This window comes from Citricoccus sp. NR2, from assembly GCF_027594385.1.
In the GTDB taxonomy this organism is placed as follows: Bacteria; Actinomycetota; Actinomycetes; order Actinomycetales; family Micrococcaceae; genus CmP2.
In genome coordinates, this window is record NZ_CP115154.1 from 1,753,275 (window position 1) to 1,772,435 (window position 19,161).

Consider the following 19,161-nt stretch of genomic DNA (forward strand, 5'->3'; position numbering starts at 1 on the left):
ACCATGAAACCAGGCAAGCACTTCACGCAATCTTCCAAGCTGCTCAACGTCCGCTATGACGTGCGCGGTCCGATTCTGGAGGAGGCGCAGCGCCTGGAGGCGGCCGGCCACCGCATCATGAAGCTCAACATCGGCAACCCGGCACCCTTCGGATTCGAAGCCCCCGAGGCGATCCTGAAGGACATGTACTCGAACCTGCCGCACGCCCAGGGGTACTCCGACTCCCGCGGCATCTACTCGGCTCGCACCGCCGTCTCCCAGTACTACGAGTCCCGTGGCATCCGCGACATCACGGTCGACGACGTCTACATCGGCAACGGTGTCTCCGAGATGATCTCCATGGTGCTCACCGCGCTGTTGGACGACGGCGACGAGGTGCTGATTCCTTCACCGGATTACCCGCTGTGGACCGGTGCCACCACCCTGGCCGGCGGCAGGGCCGTGCACTACCGGTGCGTGGAGGAAGAAGGCTGGGCCCCGGACATTGAGCACCTGGAGTCGCTGATCACCGAGCGCACCAAGGGCATTGTCGTGATCAACCCCAACAACCCCACCGGTGCGGTGTACTCCCGGCAGACCCTGATGGAGATCACCGACCTGGCCCGGCGCAACAATCTGGTGTTGATGGCCGACGAAATCTACGAAAAGATCACCTACGACGGCGCCCGCCACATCAACCTCGCCGGCCTCTCCGACGACGTCTTCACCCTCACCTTCTCCGGTCTCTCCAAGGCGTACCGGGTGGCCGGATACCGTTCCGGCTGGGTGGCCGTATCCGGGCCGAAGCACCGCGCCGAGGACTTCTTGGAGGGGCTCACCCTGCTGGCCAACATGCGCATGTGCGCCAACGTTCCCGCCCAGCACGCCATCCAAACTGCGCTGGGCGGCTACCAGTCCATCAACGACCTGCTCCTGCCCGGTGGCCGTCTGCTCGAACAGCGCAACCTGGCCCAGAAGCTGCTCTCCGACATTCCCGGGGTCTCTGTGCAGCCCGCCCACGGCGCGCTCTATCTGTTCCCGAAGCTGGACCCGGAGATCTACCCCATCGACGACGACGAGAAGTTCGTCATCGAGCTGCTGCGTCAGGAAAAGATCCTGGTCTCCCACGGCGGAGCGTTCAACTACCCGAACACCGACCACTTCCGTCTGGTGACTCTGCCGTCGGTGGACGACCTAGAGGAGGGCATCGGGCGGATCGCCGACTTCCTGGAGGAATACCGTGAGCGCTGAGCCGCGCCCCGAGACCACCGAGGGCACCCCCAAAGACATTGCCGAGGTCGCTGGACTCGGTCCCTTCCACGCCGCCCTGCGTTCGTACGCGTTCGACGACGCTGGCGCGCTGCGCGACCTCGCCGGTCTGGACACCCGCGCCACCCCTGGGTTCGAGGGCAAGAAAAAGCACGGTCAGCGTCGCCTGGCCGAGGACTCCGCACGGCTCTCCGAGCTGCAGGAACTGCTCTTCGCCAATGCCGTCGGTGCCGGGCTGCGCACCTCGGTGCTGCTGGTCATCCAGGGGATGGACACCTCCGGCAAGGGTGGCGTGATGCGCCACGTCATCGGCGCCATGGACCCGCAGGGCGTCCACCAGGTCGGGTTCAAGAAACCGACCGCCGAAGAACTGCAGCACGACTTCCTCTGGCGGATTCGCAAACACACCCCGCGCCACGGGGAGGTCGCGGTGTTCGACCGTTCCCACTACGAAGATGTCTTAGTGCACCGCGTCGAAGAGCTCATCCCACCCTCCCGATTGCAGCGACGCTATGGTTCCATCCGCCAGTTCGAGAAGGACCTGGCCGGCAACGGTACCGACGTGATCAAGGTGCTGCTGCACCTGGGCAAGGACGAGCAGTACCATCGCCTCTTGGCCCGGCTGGACAACCCGCGGAAGCACTGGAAATTCACCTCCGACGACGTCGACGCCCGCGAGAAGTGGGACGCCTACCGTGAGGTCTACCAGATCGCCCTGCAGGAGACCGACAAGCCCGAGGCTCCCTGGTTCGTGATTCCTGCCGACCGGAAGTGGTACGCCCGCCTCGCCGTCCAGCAGCTGCTCCTGGAACGATTGGGTGCGAAGAACCTGGAATGGCCGCCGGCGAATTTCGACGTTGACTTAGAGCGTACCCGTCTCGAAGCCACCCGTTGAGCGGGGCTTGTTGACCCCGGGTAGTCAGTGTTTGACTGAGCACCGTGGATAGCACCACGCAATGACCTAGCCGCACCACCCCAGGAGGTAGTCATGACCGCAGAACTGACCGGACACCGCATCGCCTTTCTTGCCACCAACGGCGTCGAGCAGATTGAGCTCACCTCGCCCTGGGAAGCTGTGAAGGAGGCGGGTGGCACCCCCGTGTTGGTCTCCCCGCAGCGCGACACTCTCACCGGCATGATTGGCGACTGGGACCACGGCGACACCTTCACCGTGGACCTGCACGTCTCCGATGCGCGCGCCGAGGACTTCGACTCGCTGGTGCTGCCCGGCGGCACCCTGAATGCTGACACTCTGCGCGTGGATGAGGACGCACTGGGCTTCGTGCGCGGATTCTTCTCCCAGCACAAGCCGGTGGCCGCGATCTGCCACGCGCCCTGGATTCTGATCAATGCCGGAGTCGCGGAGGGCCGCACGCTGACCTCGGTGGCGAACGTTTCGCTGGACCTGAAGAACGCGGGCGCGGACTGGGTGGACCAGGAAGTCGTCGTCGACGCCGGACTCACCACTTCCCGCACCCCCGACGATCTGGATGCCTTCAACGACAAGCTCGTCGAGGAAGCCGCCGAGGGCAAGCACCAGGACCAGACCACCTGACCCTAGCCCCACACGTCCCACGACGACGGCGCCTGCACTCCACCACAGAGTGCAGGCGCCGTTCATCTTAACGTCCGTTCCGCCGAAGAGGATCACGGCACCGATCACGGAACCCTGATGTGATGTCCAGGGACGTTGTTGAGTCGGTCGAAGGGTACGCCGCCAATCGCAGAGTGGTGTCGGTGGTGGTTGTAGAAGTGGAGCCAGCCGGGCAGCGCCAGGCGTCGTTCGGCCTCTGAACCGTAAAACCTGGCATAGGCCCAGCCGTCCCCGAGCGTGCGGTGGAATCGCTCGATCTTCCCGTTCGTCTGCGGCCGGTAGGGGCGTGTCCGCTTGTGTCGGATGCCGAGCCGAGCGCAGAAGTCCCTCCATGCGTGGGATCTGTATGCCGACCCGTTGTCGGATAGGACTCGCTCGACGGTCACGCCTCGTTCGGCGAACCAGGCCACGGCGCGTTCGAGAACTCCCACCGCTGTGCTCGCCTGCTCATCCGACCAGATTTCTGCGTATGCGACGCGGGAGTGGTCATCGATGACTGTGTGAACGAACGCCGTCCCGGTGCGCGGCTTGTGATCTTTTCCTCGTGGTAATCCCGGAGTCGCGAGCTTGTTCCGTGCGCCTTGCTGCCGACCTACGTAACGATGTCCACCGCCGTCGGGGATGTTGCCGAACTTCGTGACATCGACATGAATCAACGATCCCGGATGAGGATGCTCATATCGCCGCAATGGCTCGCCAGTGACACGATCGATATGCGAGAGGCGGTTCACGCGGCAACGGACGAGGACCGCGTGAACAGTCGACGTCGAGAGACCAAGTCGCGCAGCGATCTGGGCTGGCCCCAGTCGAAGCCGCCAGCGCAGGTTGATGATCTTCTTCTTGACATGCTCGGGCGTCCTGCCTGGGATCCGGTGCGGCTTGCTGGAGCGATCCTGCATCCCAAACTCACCCTCTTCCCGGTAGCGGCCTGCCCATTTCCGGGCAGTGATCGGGGAGACCATGAACATCTTTGCGGCGATCGTGGCCGGATAGCCGTCTTCGACAATCAGCCGAGCTAACCGGAGACGGGCACGAGGAGTGAGAAGAGCGTTCGGATGGGTCATCAATTGGCCTCCGCCGCGGTCTTCGTAAGCGCGCGTCTGGTGAGAAGCATGATGACGAGAGCGATCGCTGTCAGCACCGAAGCGACCCAAACCGGCGCGAGCAGCCCCAGCCCGGTCGCGAGCCCGAGCGCACCAAGCACGGGCCCCGCTGCAGCTCCGATATTCAATGCTGCGGTTGCGTACGAACCGCCCATCGTTGGCGCACCCGATGCTGCATACAGCACACGCGTGATCAGAGTACTGCCGACGCCGAACGACAGGAATCCCTGAACGAGGACGAGGACGATAAGCGCAACGGGATGAGATGCGACCACTGCCAACACGATCCAGCCTGTCAGCAATAGCGGTCCGCCGACTGCGAGCACGAGGCCAGGTCGTTGATCTGATAGTCGTCCTGCGATCGTGACGCCAAGGAACGATCCGATGCCGAACATCACCAGCGCGACGGACACCCACGCTTCGGCCAAGCCCGCGGTCTCGGTCACGATGGGTGCCAGGAAGGTGAATGCCGCAAAGGTCCCTCCGTTGATCAGCGCTCCGAGTGCCATGGCCAGGATGAGCCGCGGCGTCGCCAACTGGCTGAGCTCGACACGGAGCCTTGGTGAGGTCGCGCTAGTCTCGCTCCGACCAACATTGTTCGTGACGCCACGAATGACTCCAACGGCCGCGGGAATACAGAGGATGGCGATCGCCCAGAACGTCGTTCGCCAGCCCAGCGCTGTGCCGAGCAGTGCCCCGGCGGGGACGCCCACGACGGTTGCGATCGTCGTGCCGGAGAGCAGGATCGACAGTGCACGCCCCTTCTGGTTCGCTGGCACGAGGGTAGTGGCCGTGCTCAGTGCTACGGCGAGGAATCCTGCGTTTGCGAGAGCGCTGAGCACCCGGGTGATGAGCAGGAGAGAGAACACTGGTGTCATCGCTCCGATGACGTGGCTTCCCGCGAACACGAGAAGGCAAACGATCAATGTGAGCCGCGGTGGCCAACGGCGAGCGAATGCCGCCATCACTGGCGCGCCGACGACCATACCGACTGCGAATGCGGAGGTCAGCAGGCCCGCAGTGCCGACCGAGACGTCAAGTTCGGTCGCGATCGCGGGGAGCAATCCCGCGAGCATGAATTCTGAAGTGCCCATGACGAAGACCGCCAGGGCAAGCATGTAAAGGGCAAAAGGCATCGAGTACTCCGAGGTGTGAGATCAAGAAATGGTTCTTCTTGTCACCACGGCCAGCGCCCCGGGTACGCCAGACATACGCCCACACAGATCGTGGGCGTCGTAACTAGTGGTTCAAGGGGCTGGCGGTGTGACCGACAACCCCTGACCTGTCTGATTCGGGACTCGACATGCCCCAAACTCTAACATGCCTTCAATGGCAAGCGGTCTGGACAGATACTTCTTGAATCGGCACGGTGTCATTACGGGCGGGGGCCAGAACAACGTCCCTGGACATCACACCTAGAGCGCCATATTCTGTGCTTGGTCATGAGTTCACGCTATCGGTAAGACTCAGGTACTTCGAGTTGCTGAGGATTTTGTAGTCGTGCTTGACGGATGGCCCGGTTCCATGGTTCATTAGTAGAGTAATGAACCACAGAGGTGGTGACCTCGCGTACGATGCTGACAGGCACGTGAAAGGTGGTGGGTGATGGACGATGGACGTCCTCTCTTCGTGCAGATCGCCGAGCAGATCGAGTCTTCCGTGCTCGATGGATCGCTGGCCGAAGATGAGCGCGCGCCGTCGACCAATGAACTCGCCGCTTTCCACCGGATCAATCCCGCCACCGCCGCCAAAGGGGTCAACCTCTTGGTCGACCGGGGGATCCTGGTCAAGCGTCGTGGCTTGGGCATGTTCGTCGCCTCTGGTGCACGCGAGATCGTGCGTCAGGAGCGCCGCACCCGATTCGCGGACCACTACCTCAACCCGCTGCTGAGCGAGGCGCGGGCCATCGGGCTGGACGACGACGCGGTGATCACCATGATCCGCGAACGCGACCGGTCCTGAACCGAGGAGAACACCATGTCGATCCACGACAGCCCGGGCGACGCCGTCTCCATCGAAGCGCGTCATGTCACCCGGCGTTTCAAGGACACCGTCGCCGTGAACAGCGTCTCGCTGAGCCTGGCGCGTGACCAGATCCACGGACTGCTAGGGCGCAACGGCGCCGGCAAAACCACCCTGATGTCGCTGCTGACCGCTCAGGACTGGCCCACCGAGGGGGAGGTCCGCATTTTCGGGCAGAGCCCCTACGAAAACGAGCAGGTGATGCCGAGTATCTGCTTCGTCCGCGAGGAGCAGCGCTACCCCGAGGACGCCCTGGCTCGGCACGCATTCCGTGCGGCATCCGAAGCGTTCCCGCTCTGGAATGAGGAGCTGGCACAGCGGCTGATCGCTGATTTCCGGGTGCCCATGAAAACCCGGATCAAGAAGATGTCGCGCGGGCAGAAATCCGCCGTCGGCGTCATTATTGGCATTGCCTCCCGGGCGCCGATCACGTTCTTCGACGAGCCCTATATGGGTCTGGACGCCGTGGCTCGCCAGCTGTTCTACGACCGGCTGCTCGAGGATTACAGCGCCCACCCGCGCACTATCGTGATCTCCTCGCACCTGATCGACGAGATTGCCCACCTGATTGAGAATGTCGTGGTGATCGACGACGGCGCCATCCTGGTGGACGAATCCGCCGAGGAACTGCGCGACCGCGCTGTCACCGTGGTGGGGCGAGCCGACGCCGTCGCCCAGGTAGTGGGAAACCGCGAAGTGCTACACCAAGAGGAACTGGGCCGCATGGTGCGCATGACCGTGCTGGGAGCCCTGAGCGAGCAGGAGCACCAGCTGGTGCGGAAACTGGACCTCGACCTGGTACCGGTCTCGCTGCAGCAACTGATCGTGCACCTCACCCGGCGGGCCGACCGCACGGAGCCCGTGGGCGCAGGGGTTTCCATGGATGCTGCGCTGTCCGACGACCTGACTCTGGAGGACCGGCGATGAATGCCACCGTGACCAACAACAACCATTCCCGCACCGACCACACGGGCGTGACCGCGAGTGCCCCGGGCCAACGACCCGAACAGCGCTCCAGCTTCGCTCGGGTTCCCGCCGCGTTCCGCCTGCAGTTCGCGGTACCTTCCACGCTGATCTGGGTGCCGCTGATGGTGATGGGGCTCTCGTGGGCGATCGGCGTCGGCATCTTGCTGATGATTGATGCCCAGATCGACGACCGCAACCCGATCGAGGATCCGCTGATCGCACCGGGTGCGGCCCAAGCCACCATCTGGTGTTTGGCCTTCATGGCGGCGTATGCGGCATCGCACACCTTCCCCTTCTCGATGGCGCTGAGCTATTCGCGTCGTGTCTACGTGCTGGGCGCATTCCTCGCCTTCGGGTTGGTCTCGGTCGGCTTCGGCGCCTTCGTGGCGCTGGGTGCGGTGATCGAGCGGCTGACCGACGGGCTGGGGCGGCACGTGTACGTGTTCGACGCTCCTGTGTTCACCGACAGTGCTGGAATCCTTGGCGTGAGCGTCTTGGGTGCTGTGCTGTGCCTGTTCTTTATGCTCTTCGGGTTCTTCTGGGCGATCCTTTACCGCCGGGTCTCCCTGGTGAACCTCTGGATCGTGATGATCGGTGTCGTCCTCGTGCTGCTGGCTTGGGTGGCCGTCGTGACCCTGCAGGAGGGATGGATGTCCGTGTGGCTCTGGTTCCTTAATCAGACCACGCTGACCTTGGCGGCGTGGTTCGGGCTCGGCGTCGTGCTGCTCGCCGTGCTCAACTACGCGCTGATCCGCAAGGCGACGATCTGAACCCACTGCGCAGTTGACGCTGTCACTCTACGCATCACCCCGTCACCGGAGTATTCCGGGGCGGGGTGGCTGCCGGGGTGCAGGCCCGGCTGGATGGCGTCACCGCGGATGCCTTCCACTCACCGCGGGACAGGTCCGAGCTGCTTGGCCTGCCCGCCGCAGGGAAGATCGGCTACCGGGACCCCAAGGGATTCCTGCAGGACAGTGCCAATATCTCTCCCTTCGAGGCCGGGCACGAGGCACGGTGTGCCCTGCAATCCGCGGCCACGAATCCGCGGCGTGGTGCGAGGTGCATCATGTTCGATGGTGGCAATACGGTGGCCGCGCCTGCGTCGACAACGGGGGTGGAAACCGAACCGGCTCACGCAACCGCGTTCAGGGTCACATCAGTCGCGCCACGGGTCTGATCAGCCGGCGTTGTTTCCGTCCGCTGCCTCGGGCGATCCGCCCTCGGCCACCGGAACCTCGCCGCCGGCCTGAGCACGCACTTCGTCGAGTCGGCGCCGGGCGCCGTCGAGCCACGCTTCACACCGCTGGGCCAGCGCTTCTCCGCGCTCCCAGAGGGCCAGCGACTCCTCGAGCCCGGCGCCACCGGCCTCCAGCCGGGTCACCGTTTCGACGAGTTCGGCGCGTGCCTGCTCATAACTCAGGGTCACCACATCGGAGACGTCAGCGGAGGAGAACCCTTCGACCGCCGACTCGGCAGGGCCAGCTCCGGGGCCGGGCTCGGGGTGGGCATCAGAATTCGCGGAGGTCATCAGGATCCTTTCGGTTCGATGGGAGTCGTGCCCGAGGCACTACCCGACACGGTGGCGGAGAGTCGACCGGCAGCCAGCAGAATGTCGAGCTCATCGCCGAGGCTGACGACGGCGGCGTCGCGCACCACCGCCGCGTCGTGTTGCACCACCGCATAGCCGCGGTCCAGAGTGTGCTGGGGTGACAGCGAGCGCACCCGGGCGCGCAGTTGGGTGACGACGTCGTGTTCGCGGCGCAGGGCACCGGTGAAGGTGAGACGGGCACGATCACGCAGACGCACCAGGTCCTCGTGACGCTGGGTGATCATGGTCTCCGGGGCGGCCAACACGGGCCGGGAACGCACCTGCTGCAGGTGCTCAGCTTCCTGCCGCACGCGCCGCTCCACCGCCGAAGCCAGCCGCAGCCGGGCGTCGTTGATGCGGGCGCGTTCCTCGCCAGCGTCGGGGACGATGCGCTTGGCCGCATCGGTCGGGGTGGATGCGCGCACATCGGCGACGTCGTCGAGCACCGGGCGGTCCGCCTCGTGACCAATGGCCGACACCACCGGGGTCTGCGCGGCCGCCACCGCACGCACGAGTGCTTCATCGCTGAACGGCAGCACCACCTCTTCCAGTGCGCCGCCGCCTCGGGCGATCACGATGACGTCGACGCGCGGATCAGCATCCAGCTCGGCCAGCGCGGCCATCACCTCGCGGGCCGCCGTCGGACCCTGCACCGCCACCGGGCGCAGCTCAAACTCAGCGGCCGGCCAGCGCAGATGCGTATTGCGCAGCACGTCCTTCATGGCGTCGGAATCGCGCCCGGTGATCAGTCCGATGCGCTCAGGCAACAACGGCAGCGGCTTCTTCAATGCGGGAGAGAACAGCCCCTCGGCGTCGAGGGAACGCCGCAACCGCTCCACTCGGGCCAACAGGTCGCCCAGACCCACCGGGCGCATCTCGGAGGCAATCAGGTTCAGCCGCCCGGTCTTGGTGTAGAAGTTCGGCTTGACCGCCGCCACCACCCGGGCGCCCTGCTCGATGCCCGGGCCCAGGCGCGCCGCGGTGGAGCGCCACACCGTCACCGGCATCGAGTAATCCTCATCCAGGTCCCGCATGGTCAACCACAAGTGCCCCCGGGACTCCTTGTGCTCGATCAGCTGCCCCTCGATCCAGGTGGTCGGGGCGCGATCCAGGTAGGCCTTCAGGTTTTCGGAGAGCAACCGCAGCGGCCACGGGCTCTCGGCGGACGTTTCGCCGGCCGTGCCAGGCACTGGCTCGGTCATCGGTGCTCCTCTCCGTGGTCTGGTCGTGCGGGCACTGCGTTTCCACAGTATCGTCTCAGTCCGACGTCGTATCGTAGAAACGGCTCTCGATGGCGAATCGTGCCGCGCCTGAGCCCCCACGACGTCGAAGGAGACTCATGCGACATGTTCTTGCCGCGCTGTTGGCCGTGCTCAGCGGGGTGCTCGCGGTGCTGGCGGTGGCCAGCTATCGCATCGACGCCGTGCTGCACACCCCGGAACCGCTCCAGCAGATCGCTGCCAGTTCGGCGGAGGGGCAGGCGTTGCGCGAGGCTGCCCCGGAGCTGGTGGGCTCTGCCGCGGGCCAAGCGCTCGAGGACGTCGCCCCCGGATTCGCCGCCGACATGGTGTCGCAGGTGACCGGATCGCTGGCCGGCAACATTGTCGCCGACGAGGGTTTTGATCAGGCCTGGTCGGCGTCCCTGGAGCAGACGCGTACTGGATGGGTGGAGCAACTGCGCGCCATCCGCACCGAGCTCGACGCCGGTCGTGAGGTGCCCGACGACGCCGCCCAACTGGACCTGGACATCGGCCCGCTCGCCCAGCTCTCCGCCGAGGTGCTGACCTCATCACTGCGCGACGCCGTGTCCGGGCTGCCCTTCGGGGATCAGATCGGTGCGATGATCGACGACGCGGTGGCCGAGGTGCCCGACGATCTGAGTGTGACCACCGGGTTCCCGGCCACCGAGGATGTGTCGCCGCGGCAGCTGGCGTTCGTCGAATCGGTCGTCGGGTACTGGATGTGGGCCGCCGGTGCCGCCGTCGTGCTGTTCCTCGTGGCCCTGATGGTCGCGCCCTATCGCGGCCGGTCGCTGGTGTGGCTCTTCGGTGGCGCTGCCGTGCTGGCCGGGGGAGCAGCGGCGCGCTGGTGGCTGCAGGAGCAGTTCACCCAGGCCACCACCGCGGCGGAAGGTACCGCAGAATCGGCGATGGTGGAGGCGTTGGTGGGCGGCTTTCGTTCCGTGCTGCTGCCCGACACCATGTGGGTGATGGTCGGCGGGGCCGCGGCGGTGTTCATCGGTCTGATCACAGCCGCCGTCACCGCAATGACCCGCCGCTGACCTGCTCCTGAATGGCTGCTGCCTGAACCTCAAGATAGCCTCAAGACGGTCGGCGGCGACGACGATGTGGTCCATATCACGCGCGGGGTGGGTAGACTCAGGGCGTCCCCGTCGATGTGGACCATCACGGGGCACGTTGCCGTCGACCGTGAGGAATCCCGATGAGCCCCCAGGAATATCACCCCAGTACGGACGAGCGGGAGCTTTCGCCCGGCGCGAAGACCCCACCGCTGGAACGCACTACCTGGCGACGTCGCGTGCTGGGCATCAGCTTGGGCCTGTTCGTCGCCGCCCTCCTGTTCTTCATCATGCCCGGCGACATCGGCGTCTGGCCGCGGCTCACCGCCGCCACCGCGGTGCTGATGGCGATCTGGTGGATGACCGAGGCCGTGCCGATTCCGGCCACCGCGCTACTGCCGCTCATCATCTTTCCGGTGTTGGTGCCGGCCGAGGAGTCTGACGGCGGCGTCAGCGTCGACACCATCGGCGCCAGCTACGGTAACAACGTCATCTTCCTGTTCATGGGCGGATTCATGCTCGCCCTGGCCATGCAACGGTGGAACCTGCACCGCAGGATCGCGCTGCTGGTGCTCTCGCTGATGGGATCGAAACCGGCCGCGCTGATCGCCGGGTTCATGATCGCCACGGGTTTCTTGTCTATGTGGGTGTCCAACACCGCAACCGCCGTGATGATGCTGCCGATCGGTATTTCCGTGTTGTTGCTGGTCAAGAAAATCACCACCGAGGAGGACGCGAGCGCCTCGGCGCAGGGGGTGGAGAATCTTGACGACGACGAGGCCAAGAAGCTGGTGCAGAAGTCGAATTTCGGCACCGCACTGATGCTGGGGATCGCCTACTCCGCGTCGATCGGTTCGCTGGGCACGCTGATTGGCACCCCGCCGAACGCCCTGCTGGCCGCGCACATGTCGCAGGAACACGGCTTCACCATCGGCTTCGGCCAGTGGATGCTCGTCGGCGTGCCCATCTCGATTGTGCTCATGGTCGGCGCGTGGTTCGTGCTGACCAAGATGCTGTTCCGCCCCGAGATGGACCACATTCCAGGTGGTGCCGAGATGATCCGCGGCGAATACCGGAAGCTGGGCCCGATGTCGGCGGCGGAGATCCGGGTGCTGATCATCTTCATCACCGCCGCCGTCGCGTGGATCACGGTGCCGCTGATCTCCGTGTACCTGCTGGGCCTGGAGGATCCGTTCATTTCCGACGCCGGCATCGCCATGCTGGTGGGGCTGGTGCTGTTCCTCTGCCCGGCCGGGGCGTCCCGCGGGGTGCGCCTGCTGGATTGGGACACCGCGCTGGAACTGCCCTGGGGAGTGCTGCTGCTGTTCGGTGGCGGGCTGGCCCTGTCGGCGCAGTTCTCGGCATCCGGGCTCTCGGAATGGCTGGGCGTGCAGGTGCAGGGCATCGAGGTGGCCGCCTGGGTGCTCATCGTGATTGCCGCCGTCGGTATTCTGTTGCTCACCGAGATGACGTCGAACACCGCCACCGCGGCGACGTTCTTGCCGGTGGCCTCGGGCGTGGCCATGGGTACCGGCATCGAGCCGCTGATGCTGTGCGCCCCGGTGGCGCTGGCTGCTACCTGTGCGTTCATGTTGCCGGTGGCCACGCCGCCGAACGCGATCGCTTTCGGTTCCGGCTATGTGACGATCGGTCAGATGGTGAAGGGCGGCGCGCTGATCAACATCATCGCCGCCGTGCTGATTTCCGCGGCCAGCCTCACCCTGCTGATGTGGGTGTTCGGGCTGTCACTCTAGCCGGTCGATGTCGCCGGTCACTCGAGGAGTTCGGAAGCGCTCAGTGAGCGGGGAGCCGAGTCGATGGGGCGGCTTGGCTCCTGCGCCGTCAGGGTGGAATCCAGCTCGTTGAGCCGCCGAGCGGTGGGCAGCAGGCGGGACTCCACCGAGCCGACCAGGGTGTTGTAACTGTCCACCGATTTGCGCAGGCTGTTGCCCATGGCCGTGAGATGGGTGCCCACGGTAGCCAGCCGTTGGTAGAGCTGCCGCGAAGAATCGACGATCAGCTTCGCGTTGTCCACCAGGTTCTCCTGCTGCCAGGAATACGCCACGGATTTCAGCGCGGCCAGCAGCGACACCGGTGACACCAGGGCCACGTTCTTCCCGAAGGCGTCGTCGAGCAGATGCGGGTCGGCCTCCAGTGCGGCCGCAAGGTAGGATTCGGCGGGCAGGAAGCACACCACCAGTTCGGGGGAGTGCTCCAGAGCCGACCAGTATTGTTTTTTGGCGAGCTGGTCCACATGTGCCCGCACGGCTTTGGCGTGCTCGGTCATTAATTCACGACGGCGCTCGGCGGCGTCGGGTGCCTGGGCGAGCTCTTCGGCGGCGAGCACGGCGGCCAGTGGGGCCTTCGCATCGACGGCGAGGGTCTTCTCCCCGGGCAGGTACACCAGCAGGTCCGGGCGCAGGGCGCCGTCGTCGCCGCGCAGATGCGCCTGTTCGGTGAAATCGGTGTGACGCAGCATGCCCGCGGCCTCGACGATGCGCCGCAGCTGCACCTCACCCCAGTGGCCGCGAGCGGAGTTGGCGCGCAGCGTGGCCACCAGCGCCTGAGTGTTGCGCAGCAGCGCGGAGTCCGTGTCGGAGGCGGTTTTCAGCTGCTGGGCGAGCTGACCGTACTGGTGCTGCCGGTCCCGCTCCAGCACGCGCACATGGTGGCCCAGATCCTTGATCTGCTGGGAGAGCGGGTTCAGCTCGCGCAACACATCGGAGTCTTGCCGGGCACGACTTTGCTCCTGGGTGAGCGCCCGGTCCAGCATCTCACTGCGGGTGCGGGCCTCGGCTAGCTCGGTGCGCAGCTGCTCGGCCGTCACCCGTTCCTCTGGGTTCTCGGAGAAGCGGCGCCACGCGATCCAGACGCCGAGCGCGGCGCCGAGTACAAGACCGGCCAGAGTGCAGAGAAGGATCACCAGAACGTCCATGAGCCCACTGTCTCACAGCCCCCGGACACGATAACGACGGCGCGGTCAACGCACGTTACAACCACCCGTGGGACTGGGCCTGGCGTGCGGCCTCGGCCCGGTTGGTGGTGCCGGTCTTGCCGATGGCCGCGGAGAGGTGATTGCGCACGGTGCCGGGGGAGAGGAACAGCTGCGCGGCGATCGCCTTGACCGAGGCCCCGGTGAGCGCGGCCCGCAGCACATCCGCCTCGCGTTCGGTCAGCGGGCTGGCGGGTATGCTCAGCGCTTCAGCGGCCAGCCCCGGATCCACCGCCCGGCCCCCGGCATGCACGGTGCGGATCGCGGCAGCCAGCTGTTCGGCGGGTGCGTCTTTCACCATGAAGCCGCGCGCCCCGGCCGCCATGGCCCGCTGCAGGTAACCGGTGCGGCCAAATGTAGTCAGAATCAGCACTGCTGGTGGCTGTTCGAGGGTGGCGGTGAGCGTTTCGGTGGCGGTGATCCCGTCCATTCCGGGCATCTCGATGTCGAGCACGGCGACGTCGATCCGGTGTTCCTGTACTGCCGCGACGAGCCCGGCGCCGGAGGATTGTTGGTGGATGACCTCGAGATCGTCTTCCAGATTCAGTAACGCAGCCAGCCCGGCGCGCACCAGGTGCTGATCGTCGGCCAGCAACAGCCGGATCGGCTCTGACGGGCGCTCTGACGTCGGTTCAGAAGTCGGTGCGGGGGTCACAGTCTCGCCTCCACGCGGGTTCCGGGCTCCAAGTCCACCAGGCGCAGGGTGCCGCCCACGGCTTCCACGCGACGGCGCATCCCGAGCAGCCCGTGATGCTCGCCGATCGCCCCGGTGCCAGTCCCGGTTCCTGTGCCCGCGGCGCCAGCCCCCGTGCCGGCGCCAGCGTCGGCGCACTCCGCCGGCAGGCCGACCCCGTCGTCGTCGATCCGCACGATGACCTGCCCCACGTCGTCGCCGTCTACCACGCACACCGTGCACCGCTGCGCCTCAGAATGCCGGATCACATTGGTCACGGTTTCGCGCAGCACCCAGGCCACCACCTGCTGCTGCATCAGAGTCAGTGCGGGGAGCTGTTCCGGGCGCCGCAGCTCGATTCCGGCGGCGCACAGCGACTGCTCCGCCTGGTCCAGCTGCTCGAGCAGATCCGGCTGGCGTAGATCCGTCACGGTGGCGCGCACCTCCGACAGCGACCGGCGCGACAGGGCCAACACATCGTCGAGCTCTCGCTCTGCCGCCTCCGGGTCAACCCGCAGCAACCGGCGCGCCAGCTGGGTCTTCACGGTGACCGTGGTCAGCGAATGTCCCAGTAGATCGTGCACCGTTCCGGCCAGGTCCTCCCGCTGTTCGGCGAGGGCCAGCCGCTCCGAGTTCACTCGCTGCCGCTCCTCCAGCTCGATGCTGATCTGCACCATCACCAAGATCACGGTGGGGATCCCGATGGCGGGCAACAGCCAGGACTCGTACGCCTCCAGCTGCAACGCCACCGCGAGGGAGGTGACGACGACGGCGATCAGGGCCACTGCCGCCAGCCCGGTACGCAGCCGGGAGCTGAACAGCCACAGTGCCATCAAAAACGGCACCATGTTCACCACCGCATACAGGGTGGACATCATCATCACGAACCCCAGACCCACCAGCACGACGGTGTACGCCAGGGTGTTCGCGAACCGGGGCAGCCCGGTCAACGGTTCCGGGTGCAGGAAGCTGTACAGGTAGATCACCACGAAACTCGGCAGCGCCACCCAGCCGGCCACCTGCCAGTACACCGGGGCAGTGGAGATGATGAACCCGTAGACGGTCCACCCCAGGAACAGCAGCCAGATGCCCGCGCTGAACAGCGTGTTGATCTTCTCCTCGCGGGTGGCGGGAGGCTCCAGCAAGCCCGATGTGGTCACGGTTCCGAGTCTACCCAGCAGCTCAGCGGGAGGTCCGGCGACGGGCGGCCAACAAACACACGACGGCGAAGATCAGCGTCCAGGCGCCCAGGTTGACCAGCAGCACCCACATGGATTCGTACTCGATGCCGGCCATCGCCTCCTCCTCCGACATCGGCACGATCATGCCCTCGGTCTGCGGCCAACGGGCTAGCATCGCCACCCCGTACAGGGGCGTGAACCGGGCGATCTCCAGCAACACCCCGGAGAGTGGAATGAACAGGTTGCCGAAGAACGCGAAGATCACCAGGAACCCGGACGCCGCACTCACCGCCGTCTCCGAACGGAACAGCAGGGCGAAAGCGAGACCGTAGAGGGAGAACGGGACGGCGACCAGCAGCACCAGCGCCGCCGACGACAGCCACAGCCCTACCGAGTCCAGCTCCGCCCCTGTGACCAGCCCGGCCAGATACACCAGCACGATGGGGGTGATCGCCATCAGCACGGCCATCAGCATTTTGCCCAGCATGTAGGCGGGCGGGGTGAGGCCGGTGAGATTCAGCTGCCGGCCCCAGCCCTGGGTGCGCTCGACGGCGGCGGAACCGGCCATCGCCGTCGTCGCGATCACCGCCCCATAAGCGGCCATGGAGGTCATCACGTAGGCCGCCACGTTGCCCTCCCCGGCCCGGGCGCCCTCCACGCCCATCGCCACGCCGAACATCAGGTACATAGCGACCGGCAACACGATGATGAAGAAGGTGGCGTCGACCATCCGGAAGTTGCGCCAGAACTCCCAGCCGACGAAGCCGAACAGGATCTGCGCACGCGTTCGACGGGGCGCACGGGGTGTCGTGGCGGTGCTCATGCCGGGACCTCCTGGGTGGTGAGCTCGAAGAACACGTCCTCGATGCTGGGTTGGACGATCTGTAGGTGACGGATGCGCGCGCTGGCCAACAACTCGGCGGCGAGGGCATCGGTGTCCGGGCTGGTGATCTGAATCCGGGAGCGCTCGGCCTCCACGGTGAACTGCTCCTCGGGCAGCCCCGCCTGCGCCGCCCAAGCGCGGGGGTCGTCGTCGCCGATCCACACGGCGGTGAGGATCCGGTGGAAGCCGGTGGTCATCTCGGACACGGTGCCGTCGGCCACCACCCGCCCGCCCTGGACGAGCACTACCCGGTCGGCGTAGTCGTCGGCCTCGCGCAGGTAGTGGGTGGCGAAAATAATGGTGCGACCGCGCTCGGCTTCGGCGTGCATGGTCTGCCAGAATTCGCGGCGGGCCCCGGCGTCCATGCCGGCGGTGGGCTCGTCAAGAATCAGCAGTTGCGGGTCGGTGAGCAGGGCCAGGGCGAACCGCAGGCGCTGCTGCTGGCCGCCGGAGCACTTTTTGACTTTGCGGGTGGCGAAGCTGGCCACGCCAGCCCGCTGCATCACTTCGGCCACGGGCAGGTGCCGCACATGGCAGGCGGCGACCATGCGGATGGTTTCGGCCACGGTGAGGTCATCGAGCAACCCGCCGTTCTGCAACACCGCGCCCACCTGCCCGTCCCGCGCGGCTGCCTCGGGGGCCCGGCCGTACACCGAAATAGTGCCCGACGACGGCGTCGTGAATCCGAGCACCATGTCCAGCAGGGTGGTCTTGCCGGCGCCGTTGGGACCGAGCAGGGCCAGCACCTCCCCGGTGGTCACGGTGAGGGTGATCCCGTTGACGGCGGTCACGGAGCCGAAGCGGCGATGGACGTCCTGAATCGAGATGGCTGTAGTGGTATCCATACCTCCAGCATGCTCGCCCCGACCACCGTACAGAACTGCCGCCGATCACGTTCCGGCCATGACAGATGTCACGACGACGGCGGGGCGGCACCCGCACTGGATGCCGCCCCGCCGTCGACGATACGAGGGATGTCTACCCTCGGTGTCTTAACGACCCGTGTTACCGGCCCCGGATCAGATCCGAGGCGCGCTCGCCGATCAGCATGGTGGTGATGTTCGGGTTCACCGCCGTCAGCTGCGGCATGATCGAACCGTCCACCACGCGCAGCCCCTGCACGCCCTTGACCCGCAGTTCCGGGTCCACCGGGGACATCTCGTCGTCCACCGGGCCCATCCGGCAGGAACCGGCCGGGTGGTACACCGTGTTGTGGGTGCGCGCCACGTAGTCGGCGATCTCCTCATCGGTCTGCACATCCGGTCCGGGGAACAGCTCACGGGTCACCTTGTCGGCCATGGCCGGCTGGGAGATGATCTCGCGGGCCTTCTTGATCCCGGCCACCGCCACGCGCATATCGTGACCCTCCTCATCGGTGAAGTACCGCGGGTCGACCTTGGGCTTGTCGCGGTAGTCCATCGACCGCAGCCGCACCGTGCCGCGCGACTTGGCGTGGGTGATGTTCGGGGTGAGAGCGAACGACTCCGGCGAGGTGGGGTAACCCTGCCGCCGGGTGTGCATGTCGAACGGCACCGAACCATAGTGCATCATCAAATCCGGCAGGCCCGCACCCTCGGGGTCTTCGGTGTGGGTGAAGATGCCGATCTCCCACCACTGGGTGGCGTCGCGCACCATCTTCTCGTTGGTCTCCCAGGAGATCACCGCTTCCGGGTGGTCCTGCAGGTTCGAGCCCACGCCGGGGGAGTCCACGCGCACCTCGATGCCGAATTCTTGTAGGTGCTCGGCCGGGCCGATCCCGGAGAGCATCAGCAGCTTCGGGGTGTCGATCGCCCCGGCGGAGAGGATGACTTCCTGGCGCGCTTTCAGCACCGAGGTCCGGTCGAAAGCGTTGTCGATGTATTCCACGCCCACGGCACGATCCCCGTCGAAGAGCACCCGGGTGGTCCAGTGCCCGGTGAGGATGTCCAGGTTCTTCCGCTCACCCTGAATCGGGTGCAGGTAGGAGACCGACGATGACGCCCGGGTGCCATCGGCCTGGCGGTTCACCTGGAACCAGTTGGCACCGTGCACCACGGTTTCGCCGTCGTTGAACAGCTTCCGGGGGATTCCGGCCTGTTCGCACGCATCCAGCACAGCCACACCGATCGGGTCCTCGGCCGGCACGTCCATCAGGTGCACCGGGCCGTTGGTGCCGTGCTTCTCGCCACCGCGGGAGTTGGTCTCCAGGCGCTTGATCAGCGGCAGGATGGTCTCGGCGTTCCAGCCGGTGGCTCCCAGCTGCTCCCACAGGTCCATGTCCTCGGCCGGCGGGTGGAAGGCGATGCAGGAGTTGTGCGAGGAGCAACCGCCCAGCACCTTGGCACGGGCGTGGCGCATGAACGAGTTGCCGTTCTCCTGCGGTTCGATGGGGTAGTCCCAGTCCAGCCCGGATTCCAGCAGTTCGGGCCAGCGCTTCAGGTCCAGCACTTCGGAGTGGTCCTGGTCGTGATCGCCGGCTTCCAACAGGGCCACGGTGACCTCCGGGTCCTCGCTGAGCCGGGCGGCCACTACGGCGCCGGCCGAGCCACCGCCGATCACCAGATAGTCGTATTCGCGCACGGGGTTCTCGGAGACGATCTCGTCGATGTGCTGCTGTGGTGATGCCATGTCTT

General features: G+C 66.0%; 20 protein-coding genes. 9 read left to right on the forward strand and 11 right to left on the reverse strand.

All coding sequences use genetic code 11. The annotated features are described in order from the left end of the window. Window positions 1-3: 3 nt before the first annotated feature. The 3 genes from O1A05_RS08305 (at window position 4) to O1A05_RS08315 (ending at window position 2,803) form a co-directional block, all read left to right on the forward strand. The gene (locus O1A05_RS08305; RefSeq protein WP_270104770.1) at window positions 4-1,230 is read left to right on the forward strand and encodes a pyridoxal phosphate-dependent aminotransferase; all 1,227 of its coding nucleotides are present in this window, start codon (window positions 4-6) and stop codon (window positions 1,228-1,230) included. After that, entirely contained in the window at window positions 1,220-2,143 is a 924-nt protein-coding gene (locus tag O1A05_RS08310) for a PPK2 family polyphosphate kinase (RefSeq protein ID WP_270104771.1), read from the forward strand. Before O1A05_RS08305 ends, O1A05_RS08310 begins: the two co-directional genes overlap by 11 nt. A 93-nt stretch (window positions 2,144-2,236) precedes the next feature. Further along, the gene (locus O1A05_RS08315; RefSeq protein WP_270104772.1) at window positions 2,237-2,803 is read left to right on the forward strand and encodes a type 1 glutamine amidotransferase domain-containing protein; all 567 of its coding nucleotides are present in this window, start codon (window positions 2,237-2,239) and stop codon (window positions 2,801-2,803) included. A 104-nt stretch (window positions 2,804-2,907) separates the two neighbouring features. Here O1A05_RS08315 and O1A05_RS08320 read toward each other — a convergent pair whose 3' ends face one another. Genes O1A05_RS08320 through O1A05_RS15720 form a run of 3 tightly spaced genes read right to left on the reverse strand, consistent with a single transcriptional unit; the run spans window position 2,908 to window position 5,156 of the window. Next, on the reverse strand, window positions 2,908-3,906 hold the full coding sequence (locus O1A05_RS08320) for an IS481-like element IS5564 family transposase (protein ID WP_270104773.1): 999 nt from the start codon (window positions 3,904-3,906) through the stop codon (window positions 2,908-2,910). Beyond that, a complete protein-coding gene (gene cmx / locus O1A05_RS08325) occupies window positions 3,906-5,081 on the reverse strand; it encodes a chloramphenicol efflux MFS transporter Cmx (RefSeq protein WP_005297378.1) in 1,176 nt (391 codons plus the stop codon). The genes O1A05_RS08320 and cmx overlap by 1 nt, the downstream gene beginning before the upstream one ends. Window positions 5,082-5,102: 21 nt before the next feature. Next, window positions 5,103-5,156, reverse strand: coding sequence for a chloramphenicol resistance leader peptide (locus tag O1A05_RS15720; RefSeq protein WP_011113070.1), 54 nt, complete (start codon window positions 5,154-5,156; stop codon window positions 5,103-5,105). 391 nt (window positions 5,157-5,547) lie between these two features. Between O1A05_RS15720 and O1A05_RS08330 the strand changes: the two genes are divergently transcribed. From O1A05_RS08330 to O1A05_RS08345, 4 genes are all read left to right on the forward strand, one after another. Then, on the forward strand, window positions 5,548-5,907 hold the full coding sequence (locus O1A05_RS08330; RefSeq protein ID WP_270104774.1) for a GntR family transcriptional regulator: 360 nt from the start codon (window positions 5,548-5,550) through the stop codon (window positions 5,905-5,907). A 15-nt stretch (window positions 5,908-5,922) separates the two neighbouring features. Then, window positions 5,923-6,894 (forward strand): ABC transporter ATP-binding protein, encoded by a 972-nt coding sequence (locus O1A05_RS08335; protein ID WP_270104775.1) that lies wholly within the window; start codon window positions 5,923-5,925, stop codon window positions 6,892-6,894. Then, window positions 6,891-7,703, forward strand: coding sequence for a hypothetical protein (locus O1A05_RS08340; protein WP_270104776.1), 813 nt, complete (start codon window positions 6,891-6,893; stop codon window positions 7,701-7,703). Before O1A05_RS08335 ends, O1A05_RS08340 begins: the two co-directional genes overlap by 4 nt. Window positions 7,704-7,768: 65 nt before the next feature. Further along, the gene (locus tag O1A05_RS08345) at window positions 7,769-8,110 is read left to right on the forward strand and encodes a hypothetical protein (RefSeq protein ID WP_270104777.1); all 342 of its coding nucleotides are present in this window, start codon (window positions 7,769-7,771) and stop codon (window positions 8,108-8,110) included. Here the strand turns inward: O1A05_RS08345 and O1A05_RS08350 are convergent, their stop codons facing one another. Together O1A05_RS08350 and xseA are read right to left on the reverse strand one after the other, a co-directional pair. Then, a complete protein-coding gene (locus O1A05_RS08350) occupies window positions 8,111-8,461 on the reverse strand; it encodes an exodeoxyribonuclease VII small subunit (protein WP_270104778.1) in 351 nt (116 codons plus the stop codon). Further along, window positions 8,461-9,723 (reverse strand): exodeoxyribonuclease VII large subunit, encoded by a 1,263-nt coding sequence (gene xseA, locus O1A05_RS08355; protein WP_270104779.1) that lies wholly within the window; start codon window positions 9,721-9,723, stop codon window positions 8,461-8,463. Before xseA ends, O1A05_RS08350 begins: the two co-directional genes overlap by 1 nt. A gap of 137 nt (window positions 9,724-9,860) precedes the next feature. Here xseA and O1A05_RS08360 point away from each other — a divergent pair, with 137 nt between their 5' ends. Together O1A05_RS08360 and O1A05_RS08365 are read left to right on the forward strand one after the other, a co-directional pair. Further along, entirely contained in the window at window positions 9,861-10,802 is a 942-nt protein-coding gene (locus tag O1A05_RS08360; RefSeq protein WP_270104780.1) for a hypothetical protein, read from the forward strand. A 161-nt stretch (window positions 10,803-10,963) separates the two neighbouring features. Continuing rightward, window positions 10,964-12,574 (forward strand): SLC13 family permease, encoded by a 1,611-nt coding sequence (locus tag O1A05_RS08365; protein WP_270104781.1) that lies wholly within the window; start codon window positions 10,964-10,966, stop codon window positions 12,572-12,574. A 17-nt stretch (window positions 12,575-12,591) separates the two neighbouring features. On the opposite strand, the gene O1A05_RS08370 is transcribed toward O1A05_RS08365, so the two are convergent. From O1A05_RS08370 to O1A05_RS08395, 6 genes are all read right to left on the reverse strand, one after another. Beyond that, window positions 12,592-13,755, reverse strand: coding sequence for a DNA recombination protein RmuC (locus O1A05_RS08370; RefSeq protein WP_270104782.1), 1,164 nt, complete (start codon window positions 13,753-13,755; stop codon window positions 12,592-12,594). Window positions 13,756-13,810: 55 nt separating this feature from the next. Continuing rightward, window positions 13,811-14,467: a response regulator transcription factor gene (locus O1A05_RS08375; protein WP_270104783.1), complete on the reverse strand. Its 657-nt coding sequence runs from the start codon at window positions 14,465-14,467 to the stop codon at window positions 13,811-13,813. Then, window positions 14,464-15,645 carry a sensor histidine kinase gene (locus tag O1A05_RS08380; RefSeq protein ID WP_270104784.1) on the reverse strand — a complete coding sequence of 394 codons (1,182 nt, stop codon included), beginning with the start codon at window positions 15,643-15,645 and terminating at the stop codon, window positions 14,464-14,466. The genes O1A05_RS08375 and O1A05_RS08380 overlap by 4 nt, the downstream gene beginning before the upstream one ends. 22 nt (window positions 15,646-15,667) lie before the next feature. Beyond that, window positions 15,668-16,489, reverse strand: coding sequence for an ABC transporter permease (locus O1A05_RS08385; RefSeq protein ID WP_270104785.1), 822 nt, complete (start codon window positions 16,487-16,489; stop codon window positions 15,668-15,670). Continuing rightward, complete coding sequence (locus O1A05_RS08390) at window positions 16,486-17,394, reverse strand: ABC transporter ATP-binding protein (protein WP_270104786.1); 909 nt, start codon at window positions 17,392-17,394, stop codon at window positions 16,486-16,488. Before O1A05_RS08390 ends, O1A05_RS08385 begins: the two co-directional genes overlap by 4 nt. A gap of 160 nt (window positions 17,395-17,554) precedes the next feature. Continuing rightward, complete coding sequence (locus O1A05_RS08395) at window positions 17,555-19,156, reverse strand: GMC family oxidoreductase (protein ID WP_270104787.1); 1,602 nt, start codon at window positions 19,154-19,156, stop codon at window positions 17,555-17,557. Window positions 19,157-19,161: the final 5 nt, after the last annotated feature.